The 18687-nt window shown below is 61.7% G+C and carries 11 protein-coding genes; 7 read left to right on the top strand and 4 right to left on the bottom strand.

The window, feature by feature from the left end; genetic code table 11:
* The first annotated feature begins 148 nt into the window (after positions 1–148).
* Complete coding sequence (locus CCGE531_RS19510; protein WP_120666303.1) at positions 149–808, top strand: YggS family pyridoxal phosphate-dependent enzyme; 660 nt, start codon at positions 149–151, stop codon at positions 806–808.
* 386 nt (positions 809–1194) lie between these two features.
* The gene (locus tag CCGE531_RS19505; protein ID WP_120663283.1) at positions 1195–2136 is read left to right on the top strand and encodes an IS110 family transposase; all 942 of its coding nucleotides are present in this window, start codon (positions 1195–1197) and stop codon (positions 2134–2136) included.
* Positions 2137–2259: 123 nt separating this feature from the next.
* Here CCGE531_RS19505 and CCGE531_RS19500 read toward each other — a convergent pair whose 3' ends face one another.
* Complete coding sequence (locus tag CCGE531_RS19500; protein WP_120666301.1) at positions 2260–2967, bottom strand: DUF1013 domain-containing protein; 708 nt, start codon at positions 2965–2967, stop codon at positions 2260–2262.
* Positions 2968–3190: 223 nt separating this feature from the next.
* On the opposite strand from CCGE531_RS19500, the gene acs reads away from it, so the two are divergent.
* Entirely contained in the window at positions 3191–5149 is a 1959-nt protein-coding gene (acs, locus tag CCGE531_RS19495; protein WP_120666299.1) for an acetate--CoA ligase, read from the top strand.
* Between the two features lie 312 nt (positions 5150–5461).
* Here acs and CCGE531_RS19490 read toward each other — a convergent pair whose 3' ends face one another.
* Positions 5462–5689 carry a DUF1674 domain-containing protein gene (locus CCGE531_RS19490; RefSeq protein ID WP_120666297.1) on the bottom strand — a complete coding sequence of 76 codons (228 nt, stop codon included), beginning with the start codon at positions 5687–5689 and terminating at the stop codon, positions 5462–5464.
* A 223-nt stretch (positions 5690–5912) separates the two neighbouring features.
* On the opposite strand from CCGE531_RS19490, the gene htpX reads away from it, so the two are divergent.
* The 4 genes from htpX (at position 5913) to purH (ending at position 12003) form a co-directional block, all read left to right on the top strand.
* A complete protein-coding gene (gene htpX, locus CCGE531_RS19485) occupies positions 5913–6899 on the top strand; it encodes a zinc metalloprotease HtpX (RefSeq protein ID WP_120666295.1) in 987 nt (328 codons plus the stop codon).
* Positions 6896–8305, top strand: a complete 1410-nt coding sequence (locus CCGE531_RS19480; RefSeq protein ID WP_120666293.1) for an RsmB/NOP family class I SAM-dependent RNA methyltransferase — start codon at positions 6896–6898, stop codon at positions 8303–8305. The genes htpX and CCGE531_RS19480 overlap by 4 nt, the downstream gene beginning before the upstream one ends.
* Before the next feature lie 149 nt (positions 8306–8454).
* On the top strand, positions 8455–10101 hold the full coding sequence (locus CCGE531_RS19475; RefSeq protein ID WP_245458929.1) for a heparinase II/III family protein: 1647 nt from the start codon (positions 8455–8457) through the stop codon (positions 10099–10101).
* Positions 10102–10386: 285 nt separating this feature from the next.
* A complete protein-coding gene (gene purH, locus CCGE531_RS19470) occupies positions 10387–12003 on the top strand; it encodes a bifunctional phosphoribosylaminoimidazolecarboxamide formyltransferase/IMP cyclohydrolase (RefSeq protein ID WP_120666289.1) in 1617 nt (538 codons plus the stop codon).
* A gap of 182 nt (positions 12004–12185) precedes the next feature.
* Here purH and CCGE531_RS19465 read toward each other — a convergent pair whose 3' ends face one another.
* Both CCGE531_RS19465 and CCGE531_RS19460 read right to left on the bottom strand, forming a co-directional pair.
* The gene (locus tag CCGE531_RS19465; protein ID WP_120666287.1) at positions 12186–13574 is read right to left on the bottom strand and encodes an MFS transporter; all 1389 of its coding nucleotides are present in this window, start codon (positions 13572–13574) and stop codon (positions 12186–12188) included.
* 50 nt (positions 13575–13624) lie between these two features.
* Positions 13625–18415: an NAD-glutamate dehydrogenase gene (locus CCGE531_RS19460; RefSeq protein ID WP_120666285.1), complete on the bottom strand. Its 4791-nt coding sequence runs from the start codon at positions 18413–18415 to the stop codon at positions 13625–13627.
* Positions 18416–18687: the final 272 nt, after the last annotated feature.

The raw sequence follows: 18687 nt of genomic DNA, 5'->3' as shown, positions 1-18687 counted from the left end.
AACCACCCAAGCGTCAAGTTTAGCAGGTGCAGCAAGTGCCTTATCTTGCAAAGCAAAGCCGGATTCCGGCGCATTCGCCCTTGGCAAAGGCCATCAGCCTCGTTACTGCAAAGTCTGAAGAAGCAAGCGCGAATATCGAGGCGGAAAGATGGAACTTCAAGAGCGCCTGAACGAAGTCCGTTCCCATATTGCGGCGGCGGAGCGCCAGGCCGGTCGAGCGGCCGGCTCCGCGCAGCTCGTTGCCGTTTCCAAGACCTTCGATGCCGATCAGATTCGCCCGGCGATTTCGGCCGGCCAGCGGGTGTTCGGCGAAAACCGCGTGCAGGAAAGCCAGGGCAAGTGGCCGGAGCTGAAGGCGGAGACATCAGGGATCGAGCTGCACCTGATCGGGCCACTGCAATCGAACAAGGCCGCGGATGCCGTGGCGCTGTTCGAGGTCATCGAGACGATCGACCGGGAAAAGATCGCGCGCGCCATCGCCGATGAAATGAAGCGACAGGGCAAGCCTTTGAGGCTCTATGTGCAGGTCAATACCGGCCTCGAGCCGCAAAAGGCCGGTATCGCGCCTGATGATACCGTCGCTTTCGTCGATCTTTGCCGTAAGGAACTCGGGCTTTCGGTCGAGGGCCTGATGTGCATTCCGCCGGCGGACGAAAATCCGGGGCCGCATTTCGCCCTGCTCGCAAAGCTCGCCGAACAGGCAGGCGTTGAAAAACTCTCGATGGGCATGTCGAGCGACTACGAAACCGCCGTCGCCTTCGGCGCGACCAGCGTTCGCGTTGGCTCCGCGATTTTTGGAGCGCGATAGATTTCGTCGAAGCCAGATTAAATAATAAGCAACGCCGTTATGGGCGAGCGGAGATGTGTGTAGTCATCCACCACCCGCCCTCGTGGTTCGAGGCTCCGGCCCCTTCGACAAGCTCAGGAGCCTCCGCACCTCACCATGAGGGCTAATCTTCGGCGCAGAATGCCATATCGAACTGACCTCGTGCGGTAGGCCGCGGGCTTTATTTATGCGACGTGCCTACTCCATCCTCACCCTTGTACGTTGGCGATAGTGTAAGATGGGTGGCGTGACGGAGGTGCGTGTCATCCTTGGGTCTTGAACCCGTACCTCAGCAAGCGCCTCTGTCGCATCCTTTCTGCTCGAACGGTTGGCTGGGCTTCGAGCCCGCGTTGCAAGGAGGAGCACCCATGAATGCCTCACAGGATGTTATGGTCGGGATAGACGTCTCCAAGGCTTATCTTGACGTCGCGCTCGACGGCGCCACATCGGTGGCGCGATGGAACAATGATGCGGCAGGTTGCGATGGGCTTGCAGCCGCGGTCGCGGGAGCTAGTCTGGTCGTCGTCGAAGCAACCGGCGGCTACGAGATGCGCATGGTGCGCACATTGATGGCGGCCGGTATTGCGGTTGCCGTCGTCAATCCCCGCCAGGTCCGCGATTTTGCCAGAGCCAGTGGCCGATTGGCCAAGACCGATCAGGTCGATGCCCGGGTCATCCTGCACTTCGCCAAGGCGATGCGGCCGGCACAGATCCCCCATATCGACGACGGCCGCATCGCCTTGGCCGCGCTGGTGGCCCGCCGTCGGCAACTCATCGACATGGCCGTTGCCGAGAAGAACCGCCTCGAACATGCATCTGCGGATATCGCCGCCCTCATTCACGAGCTGCTTGCCTCCTTCAAGGCGCAGCTTACCCGCATCGACACGGCCATCACCCTGGCCATCGAGACCGAACCCGATATGGTCGAACGGCGCGATCTTTTGCTTTCCGTGCCCGGCATCGGCGAGATCACCGCCGCCATTCTCATCGCCGAACTCCCTGAACTCGGCAGCATCGATGACAAGAAACTTGCCGCCCTGATCGGCGTTGCACCAATGGCCCACGACAGCGGCGCCATGCGCGGCCAGCGCCATATCGCAGGTGGACGGTCCGCCGTGCGCTGCGCCCTCTACATGGCGACCTTGTCAGCCCTCCGCTGTTCGCCAACCATCAAGGCCTTCTACGCAAGGCTGCGCGATGCCGGCAAACCGCCAAAGGTCGCCATCGTCGCCGCTATGCGAAAACTCGCAACCATCCTCAACACAATCGTCCGAAGACGGACACCCTGGATCAACCAACACGGTTGCTGAGGTGCGAAGGTCCCGAGCTTGGCGAAGGGGCCGAAGCCTCGAAGGGCGAGGATGGCCCGTGTCTTCCGACAAAAAAGCCCCGGTCGAGGACCGGGGCTTTGCATAACGTCCGGTAGCCGGATCTCAGAACTGATCGTCGTCTTCGTCGTCCGGTGTGGTGGATTTCAGCGACTTCAGCTTGGCGAAAACGGCGTCGGCGTCGATTTCCTTTTCCTTCGGCTCGTCACGATCATAGCTGAAGCCGAGCTTTTCGGTTTCCTGGGCCGGCTGCAGTGTGGCGCCGAGTTCGGCGGCCGTCGGCAGCGGACGGCCCTTGGCGGCCTTTTCGACTTCCATGTCGAGGTCGATCTGGCTGCAGAGGCCGAGCGTTACCGGGTCCATCGGTGCCAGGTTGGCCGAGTTCCAGTGCGTACGGTCGCGGATCTGCTCGATGGTCGACTTGGTGGTGCCGACGAGGCGGGAAATCTGCGCATCCTTCAGTTCCGGATGGTTGCGCACCAGCCAGAGAATGGCGTTCGGGCGGTCCTGGCGCTTGGAGACCGGCGTATAGCGCGGACCGCGGCGCTTCGATTCAGGCACGCGGACCTTCGGCTCGGAAAGCTTCAGCTTGTGGTTCGGATTGCCTTCCGCGCGGGCGATTTCGTCGCGCGTCAACTGACCGGTCGAGATCGGATCGAGGCCCTTGATGCCCTGTGCGGCTTCGCCATCGGCAATGGCCTTCACTTCGAGCGGGTGCAGCTTGCAGAACTGCGCGATCTGGTCGAATGACAAGGCCGTATTGTCGACAAGCCAGATGGCAGTTGCCTTCGGCATGAGCAATTGTTGAGCCATGGATATAGTCCTTCTGTCAGTCCGCGCCGGTGTCGCGGTCCGGGGTGTAACACCACAATGTCCGGGAAATACGGCTCTATATAGCGACAGTGTCGCGGAATTGCAATTCTTTGCGGATGAAATGCACTTTGTCCAATTGCTGTCGTAGTTTGACCTGCTATTGATTGCGCGGAAAGAGCGCTCGCGGTTACAAATCGGAGTGTGAGGATTTGAGGAGGAAACAATGTCGGAGAGGATTCATCCTGTAACGAAGCCGGTCAAGGCGCGCGCCTTGATCGACAAGGCGAAGTACCGGAAATGGTATGAGCAGAGCGTCGAGGATCCCGACAAGTTCTGGGGCAAACACGGCAAGCGCATCGACTGGTTCAAGCCCTATACCAAGGTCAAGAACACCTCGTTTACCGGCAAGGTCTCGATCAAGTGGTTCGAGGACGGCGTCACCAACGTCTCCTATAATTGCATCGACCGGCATCTGAAGAAGCACGGCGATCGCGTCGCCTTCATCTGGGAAGGCGACAATCCCTATCTCGACAAGAAGATCACCTATAACGAGCTCTACGAGCAGGTCTGCCGGCTGGCGAACGTGTTGAAGAAGCACGGCGTCAAGAAGGGCGACCGCGTCACCATCTATATGCCGATGATCCCGGAGGCCGCCTATGCGATGCTTGCCTGCGCCCGCATCGGTGCGGTGCATTCGGTCGTCTTCGGCGGCTTCTCGCCGGAAGCGCTCGCCGGCCGCATCGTCGATTGCCAGTCGACCGTTGTCATTACCTGCGATGAGGGTGTTCGCGGCGGCAAGTCGATCCCGCTGAAGGACAACACCGATACGGCGATCGGGATCGCTGCCAGGCAGAAGGTTTCGGTCAAGACCGTCATCGCCGTGCGCCGCACCGGCGGCAAGGTCGGCTGGGAACCCGGCCGCGATCTCTGGTATCACGAGGCAATCGCCAAGGTGAAGGCCGATTGTCCGCCGGCGAAGATGAAGGCGGAAGATCCGCTGTTCATTCTCTATACCTCCGGCTCGACCGGCAAGCCGAAGGGCGTTCTGCACACGACGGCCGGCTATCTCGTCTATGCGGCGATGACGCATGAATATACGTTCGACTATCATCCGGGCGATATCTACTGGTGCACGGCCGATGTCGGCTGGGTGACGGGTCACTCCTATATCATCTACGGGCCGCTCGCCAATGCCGCGACCTCGCTGATGTTCGAAGGCGTGCCGAACTACCCGGACCAGGGCAGGTTCTGGGATGTCATCGACAAGCACAAGGTCAATATCTTCTACACCGCGCCGACGGCGATCCGCTCGCTGATGGGGGCGGGCGATCAGTTCGTCAAGCGCGCCTCGCGTTCCAGCCTCCGCCTGCTCGGCACGGTCGGCGAACCCATCAATCCGGAAGCCTGGGAATGGTATTACAAGGTAGTGGGCGACAGCCGCTGCCCGATCGTCGATACCTGGTGGCAGACGGAGACCGGCGGCCACATGATCACGCCGCTTCCAGGCGCGACCGATCTCAAGCCCGGCTCGGCCACCCTGCCCTTCTTCGGCGTCAAGCCTGAGCTGGTCGACAATGAGGGCAACGTGCTGGAGGGTGCGGCCGACGGCAATCTCGTCATCGCCGACAGCTGGCCGGGCCAGATGCGTACGATCTACGGCGACCACGAACGCTTCGGCCAGACCTATTTCTCCACCTACAAGGGCAAGTACTTCACCGGCGACGGCTGCCGCCGCGACGAGGACGGCTATTACTGGATCACCGGCCGCGTCGACGACGTGCTCAACGTCTCGGGCCATCGGCTGGGCACGGCGGAGGTGGAATCGGCGCTGGTGTCGCACAAGCATGTCTCGGAAGCGGCCGTTGTCGGCTATCCGCATTCGATCAAGGGCCAGGGCATCTATTGCTACGTGACGCTGATGGTCGGCCAGGAAGGCTCGGATACGCTGCGGCAGGAGCTGGTGAAGCACGTGCGCGCTGAAATCGGTCCGATCGCCTCGCCGGACAAGATCCAGTTCACGCCCGGCCTGCCGAAAACCCGCTCCGGCAAGATCATGCGCCGCATCCTGCGCAAGATCGCCGAGGACGATTTCGGCGCGCTCGGCGATACCTCGACGCTCGCCGATCCGGCAGTCGTCGATGATCTGATCGTCAACAGGCAGAACAAGCCGGATGCGGCTTGAGCTAGGCGCTTGCTCTATCCCGCCCCTAGCGGGCGGGAAAGCAAAATCAGCATTTAGCCGCAAGGCTAAGTGCTAGATTTTGCAAGGGAGGGGGTAGGTAGGGACGCGCTGATTTTCGTAGCGCTATATCAGCAAGCAACGCCCCCGCTCTTGCAATTTCAATGGCTTAGAAATTGCGCTAGGCCGTCGAATATGCGGCGCTCTTGGTATCGCAATTCCTAAACCAGTGAAATCGCTTTCTCGCCCGCCAGGGGCGAGATAGGCCCCGTAGTCGCCGCACCATATCAGGCACGGCAATTGCCGAAGCGAGATTCAAAAATCGATCGCCCGGCCATTGATCTCCCAGTCGCCGAAGCGGGCGGGGTCGGCGCCGCCGCGGCCGCCGATTTCGGTGGGCAACTCCGCCTGGGCCTGAGCTTCCTGCGCCTGGCGGCGCTCCTCGGCCTCGGCAAGGGCGCGCTTGGCGGCAGGCGAGAGCGGCTTGCGGGGGATTTCGCCGGCTTCGGTGTCGATATTATTGTCGTTATCTGCTGATTGCATGGTCTCGCACGACCTCCGAAATATTGAAATGAGGGGAGGAATAGCCAAATCATAGAGCATGATGCCGAAAAGTGTGAACGGTTTTCGGGTGACATCATGCTCTGCTTTTTTAATTCCGGAGCGGATTCAGATTTCAGGTCGAGGAGACCTGAAATCATCCGGCTCCGGCGCGTCCGGCTGCAAAGAAAAAGGTTTGGACGACAGATGTGTTGGAGACCCCTCGATGAATCTCATGCGTACAGCCATGCTGCTTGCCTTCATGACCGCCTTGTTCATGGGCGTCGGCTATCTGATCGGCGGTCAATCAGGCATGCTGATCGCATTCGTCGTCGCCGCCGGCATGAATTTCTTTTCCTACTGGAATTCGGACCGGATGGTGCTCTCCACCTATGGAGCGCAGGAGGTGGATGAGCGCAGCGCCCCGGAATTCTTCCGCATCGTCCGCGATCTTACCCGCAATGCCGGCCTGCCGATGCCGAAGGTCTATCTTTATGACAGCCCGCAGCCGAATGCGTTTGCGACGGGCCGCAACCCGGAAAATGCCGCCGTTGCCGCCTCCACCGGCCTGCTGCACGCGCTGACGCCGGAGGAAGTGGCCGGCGTGATGGCGCACGAGCTTGCGCATGTGCAGAACCGCGACACGCTGACCATGACGATCACCGCGACCCTTGCCGGCGCCATTTCCATGCTCGGTAACTTCGCCTTCTTCTTCGGCGGCCGTCGCGACAACAACAATCCGCTCGGCATGGTCGGCGTTCTCGTGGCGATGATCGTCGCTCCTCTGGCGGCCATGCTGGTGCAGATGGCGATCAGCCGGACACGCGAATATTCGGCCGACCGTCGCGGCGCAGAAATATGCGGCAATCCGCTTTGGCTTGCCTCCGCGCTCGGCAAGATCGCGCGGGGTGCGGAGCATATTCCGAACGAGGCGGCCGAAGGCCATCCGGCAACGGCGCATATGTTTATCATCAATCCGCTCTCCGGTGAGCGCATGGACAATCTGTTTTCCACGCATCCGAACACGGAAAACCGCATCGCCGCGCTGCATGAAATGGCCCGTTCCGGCGGCGGCAGCGCCCCGCCGATCACGCCATCTTCCGGCTTTGGCTCGACGGGAGCGTCCTTCACTGCTAATCCGGGGCGCAAATCGCGCTCCGTGCCGAATACGGGTCGCGGTGGTTCGCAACCGCCGAAGGGTCCCTGGTCTTGAGTTCTGACACGAAAAACAACGCTTCCAACAGAGACGGAAAACGATCGGGCAAGCGGCCTCAGCAATCCCGGCCGGTCGATTCGTCTCCGCTCAAGCCCGGCCTTGCAGCGCGTGCTGCGGCGTCAAAGATCCTGGGAGCCGTGCTGGACCGCAAGACGCCGCTCGACGGCATGCTGGACGCCGAAGGCGGCAGCGTTGCCTATACGACGCTCAGCGATAGCGACCGTGCGCTGGTGCGCGCCATTTTGAACAGCGCGCTGCGTCACCTGCCGCGCATCGAGGCGGCGATATCGTCGCTGCTCGATTCACCGCTGCCGGAAGGCGCCCGCGCGCTGCATCACGTGCTTGTCGTCGGCGCGACGCAGATCCTTTATCTCGACGTGCCGGATCATTCCGCCGTCGATCTTGCCGTCGAGCAGGCCAACCGCGATCCCCGCAATCGCCGCTTCGCCAAGCTGGTCAACGCCATTCTTCGCCGCATCGGTCGTGAAAAGCAGGACATCCTCGAGCAGGTCGCCAAGGTGCCAGCCATGCCGGACTGGTTTCTGTCCCGCCTGGAGGCGGCCTATGGCGCCGCCGCCGCGCTCAGAATTTCCGACACGCAGCTCGAGCCGGCGGCCATCGACCTCACCGTGAAATCCGATGCTAGCGGCTGGGCGAGCCGGCTGAACGGCGTCGTGCTGCCGACGGGCGGCGTGCGGCTTGCCGCTTTCGAAGGGTCCATTCCCTCGCTTGAAGGTTTCGATGAGGGTGAGTGGTGGGTGCAGGATGCCGCCGCCAGCATTCCGGCGAAGCTTTTCGGCTCGCTTGACGGCAAGCGCGTGGCGGATCTCTGCGCAGCGCCGGGCGGCAAGACGGCTCAGCTCATTCTTGCGGGTGCCAAGGTCACGGCACTCGATCAATCCGCCAACCGCCTGAAGAGGCTTTCCGCCAATCTGGCGCGCCTCGGCATGGAGGCCGAGACCGTCGTTGCCGATATGAGCAAATATCAGCCCGACGAACTTTTCGATGCCGCCCTTCTCGACGCCCCCTGCTCCTCGACGGGAACGACGCGCCGCCATCCGGATGTCCTCTGGACCAAGGGGCCGGAGGATATCGCCAAGCTGGCTGCCCTGCAGGAGCGCCTGCTTCGCCACGCTTTGACGCTGGTCAAGCCGGGCGGCCTGGTGGTGTTTTCCAATTGCTCGCTCGATCCCGAAGAGGGCGAGGATCTGGTCGCGCGCCTGCTCTCCGATACGGACAATGTCGAACGGGTTCCGATCGCGGCGGGCGACTGGCCAGGTCTGGAAGCGGCGATTTCGCCGCTCGGAGCCTTCCGCACGACGCCGGATATGTTACCGCTGGCGCAAGGTTTTGCCTCTGGCCTCGATGGCTTCTATGCGGTCATGCTTCGACGCACGAAATAGGCGTTATTTCCAACAGCTTTCGTGAACAGGTTAAAAAACCCGGTAATATGTCCTTAATCGGTATATCGGTAACCTCTTTTTAACCACGGATAATGAGAGTAAGCAGAAGCAAATATGCAGGTCTGCGGCAGGGTTTAGTGAGTTCATACATGCGGGAAGCATGGCGGCGGATGTCGCGCCGCGCGGCGTTGACGCGATTGCGTCTCACCCGCCACACGATGCGTGTGCCGGAACGGCTGATCGTGGCGCCGACCGATCTTCGCAGCGTCGATCCCTTTTTCGTCGAAGAGCTTCTGAACGGGCGCATCCTGCTTGCCGGGCGCGTTCTGGAAACGCAGGGCGCATCGCCCTTCTCGCTCGAATTGCCGTCGCTGGCCTTTGCCACCCGGCTGCACAATTTTCGCTGGTTGCGGCATTTGCGGGCGGAGAAAAGCGACCAGGCCTCGGCCATGGCGCGGTCGATCCTCACCGATTGGATTGCGGTTCACGGCCGTCGGCTGCACGGTCTTGCCTGGTCGCCTGACATAGCGGCGCAGCGGCTGATCGCGCTCTTGTCGCATTCGCCGGTGCTTTTGCATGGCACCGACAGCGGCTTTTATCGCCGTTTCATGCGGATGCTCGTCTTCCATGTGCGCTTTCTGCGCCGGATCGTATCGTCGTCGCCCGATGGCGTGACCCGGTTCCGCGTGCGCATCGCGCTTGCCATGTCCTCGGTCGCCATGCCGAGTAGCGCGCTTACGCTGAAACGTGCCGGTCAGGCACTCGATCGCGAGATCGACCGACAGATTTTGCAGGATGGCGGCCATATCTCCCGCAATCCGCGCGCGTCGCTGGAACTGCTGCTCGATCTGCTGCCGCTGCGCCAGACCTATGTCAATCTCGGCCATGACGTGCCGGTGCGGCTTATTCCCGGCATCGACCGCATGTATCCGGCGCTGCGCTTCTTTCGTCACCAGGATGGTGATCTGGCGCTGTTCAACGGCGCGACCTCGACGCTTGCCAACGAATTGATGTCGGTGCTGCGCTATGACGAGACGGCGGGACAGGCTTTCAAGGCCCTGCCGCATACCAGATATCACCGGTTGGCGGCCGGTTCGGCCGTCGTTATCGTCGACGTCGGGACTGCCGCTTCGGCCGATCTCAGCCGCAAGGCGCATGCGGGCTGTCTCTCCTTCGAAATGTCATCGGGCAAAACGCGCTTCATCATCAATTCCGGTTCGCCGGAGTTTGCGGGCGATCGCTTTACACAGGCTGCGCGAGCGACCGCGGCGCATTCGACCGTCACGCTCAACGACACCTCGTCGTCTCAGTTTTCCAAGTCGAAATCGTTAGGGCCGATCATGGTCGGCGGCGTCAAGAAGGTCATCGTCGAGCGCGCCGAGACCGAAGACGGGCGCGATTATGTCCGAGCCGCCCATGACGGCTATCTTTCCGCCTTCGGCTACGCCCACGAGCGTGAGCTGAGCCTCAATGCCAGCGGCACGATCGTCGCCGGCCGCGACCGGTTCTTCGTGCCGGAGGGCAGGAAACAGCCGCCGAAGGGTAAAGGCATTGCCTCGGCGCGCTTCCATATCCACCCCTCCATCAGCCTGTTGCAGACGGAAACGGATTCCGCGCTGCTGATCGCGCCGGATGGAGAGACCTGGGTCTTCTCCTCGCCGGGCAACGAGGTGCTTGTCGCGGAAGATATCTTCTTTGCCGATCCCTCGGGCATGCGCTCTTCCGATCAGCTCGAGATCGTTTTCCGGATCGCCGAAAAAGCGGAAATCCGCTGGTTTTTATCCCATCGGCCATAGGCTAAGCGCGTCAGCTATGCTAACGGGGCGGCACTAGAGCCGGATGATTTTAGGTCGGATCGACCTAAAATCTGAATCCGCTCTACAATCAAAGAAGTAGAGCATGATGTCGTCCGAAAACCGCTTACACTTTTCGGCATCATGCTCTATCGTCCCGCGCCATTTCCGCCGGACATCTCGTCTCCCCATGCCAGAGCGTATCAGCTCTGTTTTTGTTATCTCGCAATTCCGGACGGAAAACCGCTGCGCACTTTTCCTGGAATTGCTTCAGACCGGAGAAAGCCCATGGCCGTCGTTTCCAAGAAAATTCCTGCTCCCGACAAAGTGAAGGTGAAGACAGCACTTCTGTCCGTCTTCGACAAGACCGGCATCGTCGAGCTGGCGCGCGCGCTCAGCGACCAGGGCGTGCGGCTGCTGTCGACCGGCGGCACGCACAAGGCGATCGCGGCTGCCGGTCTTGCGGTGACCGATGTGTCCGAAGTGACGAGTTTTCCCGAGATCATGGACGGCCGCGTCAAGACGCTACATCCGAAGGTGCATGGCGGTTTGCTCGCCATCCGTGACGATGCCGAGCACCAGGCCGCGATGAAGGAGCATGGCATCGAAGGCATCGATCTGGCTGTCATCAACCTCTACCCCTTCGAGGATGTGCGCAAGGCAGGCGGCGATTATCCGACGACGGTCGAGAATATCGACATCGGCGGCCCGGCGATGATCCGCGCTTCGGCCAAGAACCATGCCTATGTGACGACGCTGACCGATCCGGCCGATTATGCCGAGCTGCTGGCGCAGCTTTCCGCCGATGCCGGCCAGACCACTTATGATTTCCGCAAGCGCATGGCTGCCAAGGCCTTTGCCCGCACCGCTGCCTATGACGCGATGATCTCCAACTGGTTTGCCGAAGCGCTCGATATCGCCACGCCGCGCCACCGCGTCATCGGCGGCGTTCTGCGCGAAGAGATGCGCTATGGCGAAAACCCGCATCAGAAGGCCGCCTTCTACGTGACGGGCGAAAACCGCCCCGGCGTTTCGACGGCGACGCTCCTCCAGGGCAAGCAGCTTTCCTACAACAATATCAACGACACCGACGCTGCCTATGAGCTCGTTGCCGAGTTCCTGCCGGAAAAGGGTCCGGCCTGCGCCATCATCAAGCATGCCAACCCCTGCGGCGTTGCCACCGGCCCGAGCCTGGTGGAAGCCTATAAGCGCGCTCTCGCCTGCGATTCCGTTTCGGCCTTCGGCGGTATCATCGCGCTGAACAACCTGCTCGACGCTGAGACCGCCGAAGAGATCGTCAAGCTCTTCACCGAGGTCATCATCGCGCCCGAAGTCAGCGAGGAAGCCAAGGCGATCATCGCCCGCAAGCCGAACCTTCGTCTGCTTTCGGTCGGCGCCCTGCCCGATCCGCGTGCTGCCGGCCTGACCGCCAAGACTGTCTCCGGCGGCCTTTTGGTCCAGAACCGCGACAATGCACTGGTCGAGGATATGGAGCTCAAGGTCGTCACCAAGCGCGCGCCGACGGCGCAGGAGCTTGAGGACATGAAATTCGCCTTTCGTGTTGCCAAACACGTGAAGTCGAACGCCGTCGTTTACGCCAAGGATGGCCAGACGGCGGGTATTGGTGCGGGCCAGATGAGCCGCGTCGATTCCGCCCGCATCGCCGCGATCAAGGCCGAAGAAGCCGCCAAGGCCATGGGCCTTGCCGAGCCGCTGACGCGCGGTTCGGCCGTCGCTTCCGAAGCCTTCCTGCCCTTTGCCGACGGCCTGCTGTCGGCGATCGCCGCGGGCGCCACGGCTGTCATCCAGCCCGGCGGCTCGATGCGCGACCAGGAGGTCATCGACGCGGCCAACGAGCACAATGTCGCGATGGTCTTCACCGGCGTTCGCCATTTCCGGCATTAAACGGCAGCTAATTCCACCCTCATCCTGAGCCCGTCGAAGGACGAGGGTGGCCCCAGTGGTCACCACATCCGCCCTCGTGGTTCGAGACGGCCTTCCAGGCCTCCTCACCATGAGGGCTAATCATCTTCGCCATGAGGCATAATCATCTCATGGCATATCCCTAAATCGATAGGGAGATATCCCTACTTCGCCTTGTCGGCCGGATAGGGCGTCGGCAGCAGAAGCAGCAGGCCGCCGGCGAGGAAGATGACGAGTGTTGCCATGCCGAGGCGGGCCGAGCCGCTCCAATAAGTCACCAGCGAGAAGAACAGTGTCGCCATGAAGCTGGTGGCGCGGCCGGAGAGCGCGTAGATGCCGAAATAACGGCCGGCCTCGGAAAGGCTGACGCTGCGGGCGAGATAAGAGCGCGAGGAGGCCTGCACGGGGCCGAAGGCGATGCCGATCAGCAGGCCGTAGCCGATATAGGCCTTTTCCGCCGCCGTGCCGAACAGGCCACCGGAGCTGACCGTCGAGAGCGGAACAAGGCCGAAGAGCGTGAAGCCCGGTCCGGTCGAGATGATGCCGAAGGTGGCGACAAGCAGCAATGTCAGGCTGATGACGACGGTGGTCTTCGAGCCCAGCCAGCGATCGACATAACCGGCGGCAAAGCAGCCGAAGATGGCGATGACGTTGAGGATGATGCCGTAAATGCCGATCTCGATCGTCGCCCAGCCGAACATGCCGGCCGCGAAGGTGCCGCCGAGGATCAGCAGGCCGTTGACGCCATCCTGATAGATCATGCGGGCGATGAGGAAGAGGCTGATGCCGCGCCGGCGCTTCAGTTCACCGAGCGTCGTTTTGAGTTCCCGCAGCCCCGAGCGAACGGCGCCGCGAAGCGGCAGGCCGCGGGCGGCATCCGGCGTGAAAAAGAACATCGGCAGGATGAAGATCAGATACCACACGGCCGAAATCGGCCCGGTGATGCGCGCATCCTCACCAAGCGTGGCATCGAGGCCGAAGAGTGGTGTCAGGCCGAGGATGGTCTTTCCGGTCTGTGGATTGCCGGCGAGCAGCGTAACGACGGTAATGAGGACAATCATGCCGCCGAGATAGCCGAGCCCCCAGGCGGCGTTCGACAGCCTGCCGACATCATCCTTGCCGACCAGCCGCGGCATCATCGAATCATTGAAGACGATCGAGAATTCGGCCGAGATCGAAGCGAGGATCATGAAGATCACCGGGTAGATGACCGGCGATCCCGGTGCTGCCCCCCAGAGACAGAAGAGGCTGGCGATCTTGATGACGGCGAAGAAGGCGATCCATGGTTTGCGGGCGCCGGATTGATCGGCAATCGAGCCGAGGACCGGAGAGAGGATGGCGATGATCACCGAGGAGATCGTCGCCATGTTGCTCCATGTCGTCTGCGCGGAGACGGGATCGGCCGTCAGACGCGCGACGAAATAGGGGCCGAAGATGAAGGTGGTGACGACGGTGAAGAAGGGTTGGGCCGCCCAGTCGAAGAACATCCAGCCCCAAATGCCCCGTGCCGGCACTTTTGCCGGCACGTCATTATCGATTTCGATCGTCACCAAATCCAGCCCCTTGCTCTCTCACCCATCTACCGGGGTCGGGGCGGACTGTGTCACCTTGCCCGGCCGTTCGCAAGATCGCTGAGCAGGCCGGCGGCGACGGTGATGCGGGCGAGATTGGGATCGCCGCTTTCGCTGAGGCCGCCGAGTTCTTCGGCGATGCGATTGATGCGGATGCGGTCCTCCGCATGCCATGCCTGAACCGGCAGCTTGTCCTTCGGATGGTTGGACAAGGCGGAGATGACGATATCGCGGCGGGCGCCGGCGATCTGGTCGAGGCTGCGCGCCAGAGCGAGGCTCTCATAGTGATCGCCGGTGACGATCCGGCTGCCGGCGAGCAGCAGACGGCCGACGCGGAAGGTCTGCGACACGGCGAAGTAGCTTTCGGCCGCCCGGTTTAGCGTATCGCCGGTGCGTTCGGCGATCTGCATGATCTCAGGCACGAGGACGAGCGCGTAGATCGTCGCGATCTCCGAAGCCAGCTTTTCCGGCAGGCCGGCGGCCTGATATTCCGCCTCGCGGGCGGCGATCTCGGCTGCGAAATCCGCCGGGATGTGGCTGAGGAAGACGGCGCGCAGCTTCTTCAAAGCCGCACTAAGCCGACTAACTGTTTCCTCGATATCGCCCTTGGCGGCTCCCGTCTTCAAGAGGAGGCGCGTCAGCGCGGTATAGACCTCGGTGATCTCGCTATAGACGCGGTTCTGCATCTGGCCGCCGACCTTGCCATCCAGCGCGTCGGTATCGTTCCAGAGTCGGTCGAGATCGAAGCCGTCGCGGGCGATGACGGTCGCCTTGACGACTTCGGCGGCCGATGCGGCCGTCGCGTCCATCATGCTGACCGCAAAACCCGGGCCGCCACGGTTGATCGCTTCGTTGGCAAGCGCCGTGCCGATGATCTCGCGGCGGAGGCGATGGCTTTCGATATCCGTGGCGTTCGAGCGCTGCATCTTGGCCGGGAAATAGCGGCCGAGGGTGGCTGTGAAATAGGGATCGTCAGGCAAGTCGCTCGCAACGATCGCGTCGAAGAGAACGATCTTGGCATAGGAGAGCAGCACGCCGATTTCAGGGCGGGTCAACGGGCGTCCGTTGGCATAACGTTCGGTGAAGGTCTGATCGTCGGGCAGGGTCTCGACCTTGCGGTTGAGCTGCTTGGCGCCTTCCAGCACGCTCATGAAGCGGCTGAGTTCCAGGCCGTTGCCGGTTCCCTTGCGCTCCGTCAGCGAGATCGCCAGGGATTGCAGGTAGTTGTTCCGCAACACCAGGGTTCCGACTTCGTCGGTCATCGATGCCAGCAGGATATCGCGCTTGGCTCGCGTCAGGCGGTCGTCGTGCATGGCATTGGCAAGCGCGATCTTGATGTTGACCTCGACGTCCGAGGTGTTGACGCCGGCGGAATTGTCGATGGCGTCGGAGTTGCAGCGGCCACCCTTGAGGCCGTAGGCGATGCGGCCCTTCTGCGTGACGCCGAGATTGGCGCCCTCGCCGATCACCTTGGCGCGGACCTCTTCCGCTGTGATGCGGATCGGATCGTTGGCGCGATCACCGACTTCCGAATCCGTTTCGGTCTGTGCCTTGACATAGGTGCCGATGCCGCCAAACCACAGCAGGTCCACCGGCGCCTTGAGGATCGCCGTCATGATCTCGAAGGGCGTTGCGACCGACTTTTCTATGCCGATGGCGGCGACCGCTTCCGGCGTCAGCGTGACCGACTTTGCCGAGCGGGAGATGATCATGGCGCCCTTCGACAGAACGGACTTGTCGAAATCCTGCCAGCTCGAGCGCGGCAGGTTGAAGATGCGCTGCCGTTCGGCAAGCGTCTTGTCCATGTCCGGATCGGGATCGATGAAGATGTCGCGATGGTCGAAGGCGGCGAGCAGGCGGATTTTCGGCGACAGCAGCATGCCGTTGCCGAAGACGTCGCCGGACATGTCGCCGACGCCGACGACGTTGAAGGGCGTCGTCTGGATATCGATATCCATCTCGCGGAAATGCCGCTTCACGGTTTCCCAGGCGCCGCGGGCGGTGATGCCCATTTTCTTGTGGTCGTAACCGGCCGAGCCGCCCGAGGCGAAGGCGTCATCCAGCCAGAAGCCGGCTTCCTGGGCCAGCGCATTGGCGGTGTCGGAGAAGGTGGCGGTGCCCTTGTCGGCGGCGACGACGAAATAGGGGTCGTCGCCATCGAGCCGCACGGTATCGGCCGGCGGGATGATATCGGCGCCGGAGATATTGTCGGTGATCGACAGCAGCGTGCGGATATAGGTCTTGTAGGCCTCGCGGCCGGTATTGAAGATTTCGTCGCGGCTGCCGCCGACCGGAAGCTTCTTTGGATAGAAGCCGCCCTTGGCGCCGACTGGCACGATGACGGCATTCTTGACCTGCTGCGCCTTCACCAGGCCGAGCACTTCGGTACGATAATCCTCGGCGCGGTCAGACCAGCGCAGGCCGCCGCGCGCCACCTTGCCGAAGCGCAGGTGCACGCCTTCGACTTCGACGCCGTAGACGAAGATCTCGCGGAAGGGCCGCGGCTCAGGCAGGCCGTCCAGCAGCTTCGGATCGAGCTTGAAGGCGAGCATGGCCTTCGGCGTGCCGTCCGTGTTCCTCTGGAAATAGTTGGTGCGCAGCGTCGCGTCCATGGCGTTGACGTAGCGGCGCAGGATGCGGTCGTCGTCGAGGCTTGGAACGTCGGCGAGCTCGGTTTCGATGGACGCGTGCAGGTCGACAAGCTTCTTCGTGCGGTTTTTGTCGCTGAGTTTCGGATCCAGCGTGTCGTGGAAGAGGCGGAAAAGCGAAGCGGCTATGCGCGGATATTTATCCAGCGTCGAAGAGATATAATCCTGCGAATAGGCGATACCGGCCTGGCGCAGATAGCGGGAATAGGCGCGCAATACATTCGTTTCGCGGGCGGAGAGATCGGCGGAGACGATCAGCCGGTTGAAGGCATCATTGTCGATCGTGCCGCCGAAGGCGGCGAGGAAGGCTTCTTCCAATGCCGCGCCATGGCGTGCGAGATCGATGGTCACGCCGTTGCGGGCTTCGAGCTCCATGTCGTGAAGCACGACATGGCCGGTCGTGCCGTCCTTGGCCGTGACATAGATATCGAAAGTGCGCTCGCTGATGACGTTGAAGCCGAGATTTTCGAGGAGCGGCACGCGGCGCGACAGCGCGAGGTTGCCCTGCCCATGGAAAATCTTCAGCGAGAGAATGTCGCCGGCCTCGTCCTTGCGGATATAGAAGGCGATGCGGATCGGCTCGGCTCCGGCAGTCGCTGTGATATTAGGCAGATCGGCAAAAGCGTCTTCCGGCGAGAAGGCTTCCTGGAAGGCCTGGCTGACCGAGATGTTCGGCGCCTTCGGGCCAGCCAGCATGACGAAGCGTTCGTCCCAGCGGGCTGTGATGGCGCGGATTGCCTCTTCGAGCTTGGCCTGCGGAATATGTGGCGTCTTGCCGGCGCTGCGGCCGATGATGAAATGCACGCGCGCCACGCCGCCTTCCGGGAAAGCCGGATAGTAAGCGGAGACGCGGCCGTCATAGACTGACTTCAGGTGGTTGCCGATCTTCTCGCGGACGACGGAATCATATTCCTCGCGCGGGACATAGACGATCACCGAGACGAAGCGGTCGAAATGGTCGATGCGCGGCAGCGCGCGCACGCGCGGCCGGTCTGCCAGGTCGTTGATCTGCTCGGCAAAGCTCGCGAGCAGCGTCGTGTCGATCTGGAAGAGGTCGTCGCGGGGATAGGATTCCAGCGTGTTTTCGAGCATGCGGCCGGAATGGCTTGTGGGATCGAAGCCGAAATGATCCTTGACCTTCTGTACCTTGGAGCGCAGCAGCGGCACCTCCGCGGCGGCACTGGTATAGGCCGTGGAGGTGAAGAGGCCGACGATGCGCAGCTCGCCCGTGACGTTGCCATCAGCGTCGAAGCGCTTGACGCCGACATAATCCATATAGGCGCGGCGGTGGACGATCGATTTGACGTTGGCCTTGGTGACGATCAGGAAATCCGGCCCGTTGAGGAAGGCAAGGATTTCCGGCGTCGTGGTGACGGCGTCCTTGCCCTGCCTCAGAACGCGCACGTCCGGATTGGAGAGGATGCCGAGGCCGGTGCCGCGATCGCGCTCGACCTTGGCGTTGGCGCCCTTGCCGGAATAGACATATTCGCGCATGCCGAGGAAGGTGAAGTTGCCATCCCGTAGCCAGGCAAGGAAGGCGAGCGCCTCGTCGCGATCGCTCTTGCGGCGGCCGGCCGCCTCATAGGTGGAAAGCTCCGAGATGACCGTATCAAGGCGCGACAGCATCGGCTTCCAGTCGGAAACGGTGAGGTGCGTCTGGTCGAGCACGCTCTGGATCCGCTTGGTCAGATCCGTTGCCTGTGCCGCCGTCAATGGCGAGAGATGAAGCTGGATATGGCTGACGCGATGGGCAGGGTCGCTCGGGTGATCGGCGGAATAGAGACCCGGCTGCTTGCCCTTCTCGACGACCAGGATCGGGTGCACGGCCATATGGAGGTCGCGGTAGCTGCTGGTGACCTCGCCCATGATCGATTCGTAAAGGAAGGGCATGTTGTGGTCGGTGATCGAGAGGATCGACACGGCGGCGCCATCGGGCTCGATATTGGCGACCTGCTCGATGCTGACGCGCGGAGAGGTACCGCTCCAGGCTGCCAGTTCCCTGGCCGCGTGCGCGGCAGCAAGAGCCAGCATCTCCGGAGTGTATCGCTCCATATCGTCATTGCTGGCCCGGCCGAACAGGATTTCGGGATCGAGATGCGCCTCGCCCGCCGTCGCGGCTATTTTGCGTGCCGCTTCAATCTGTTTTTCCCGTTTCGGATTGGTTTTGGGCGTCATGAAATTCCTCCCGATTTTCGAATTTTGACCACAGTAACAGAAGGTTTAGCGAAAAAACTGGCAAAAAGAATGCGAATTTGGTTGCTTTGGAACCGATTTTGCTCCGTTTTTTCAAGAATCTTGCCGGAATATGCGCTTCCGGTGCAAAGCAGATGAACATTGGCGTGAAATTGGCGGAATGAGCTCGTCAACAGAGGTTTTCATGACTCTGTGAAGCGCGGTTGACAGAGTGGCGCGAAAGGGATCATCAACGGCGCCATGCAGTGCGAAGC

Origin of the sequence: Rhizobium sp. CCGE531 (genome assembly GCF_003627795.1) — a bacterium.
In the GTDB taxonomy this organism is placed as follows: Bacteria; Pseudomonadota; Alphaproteobacteria; order Rhizobiales; family Rhizobiaceae; genus Rhizobium.
Note: the sequence above shows the minus strand (reverse complement) of the source record. Positions and strands in the feature narration are given on the sequence as shown.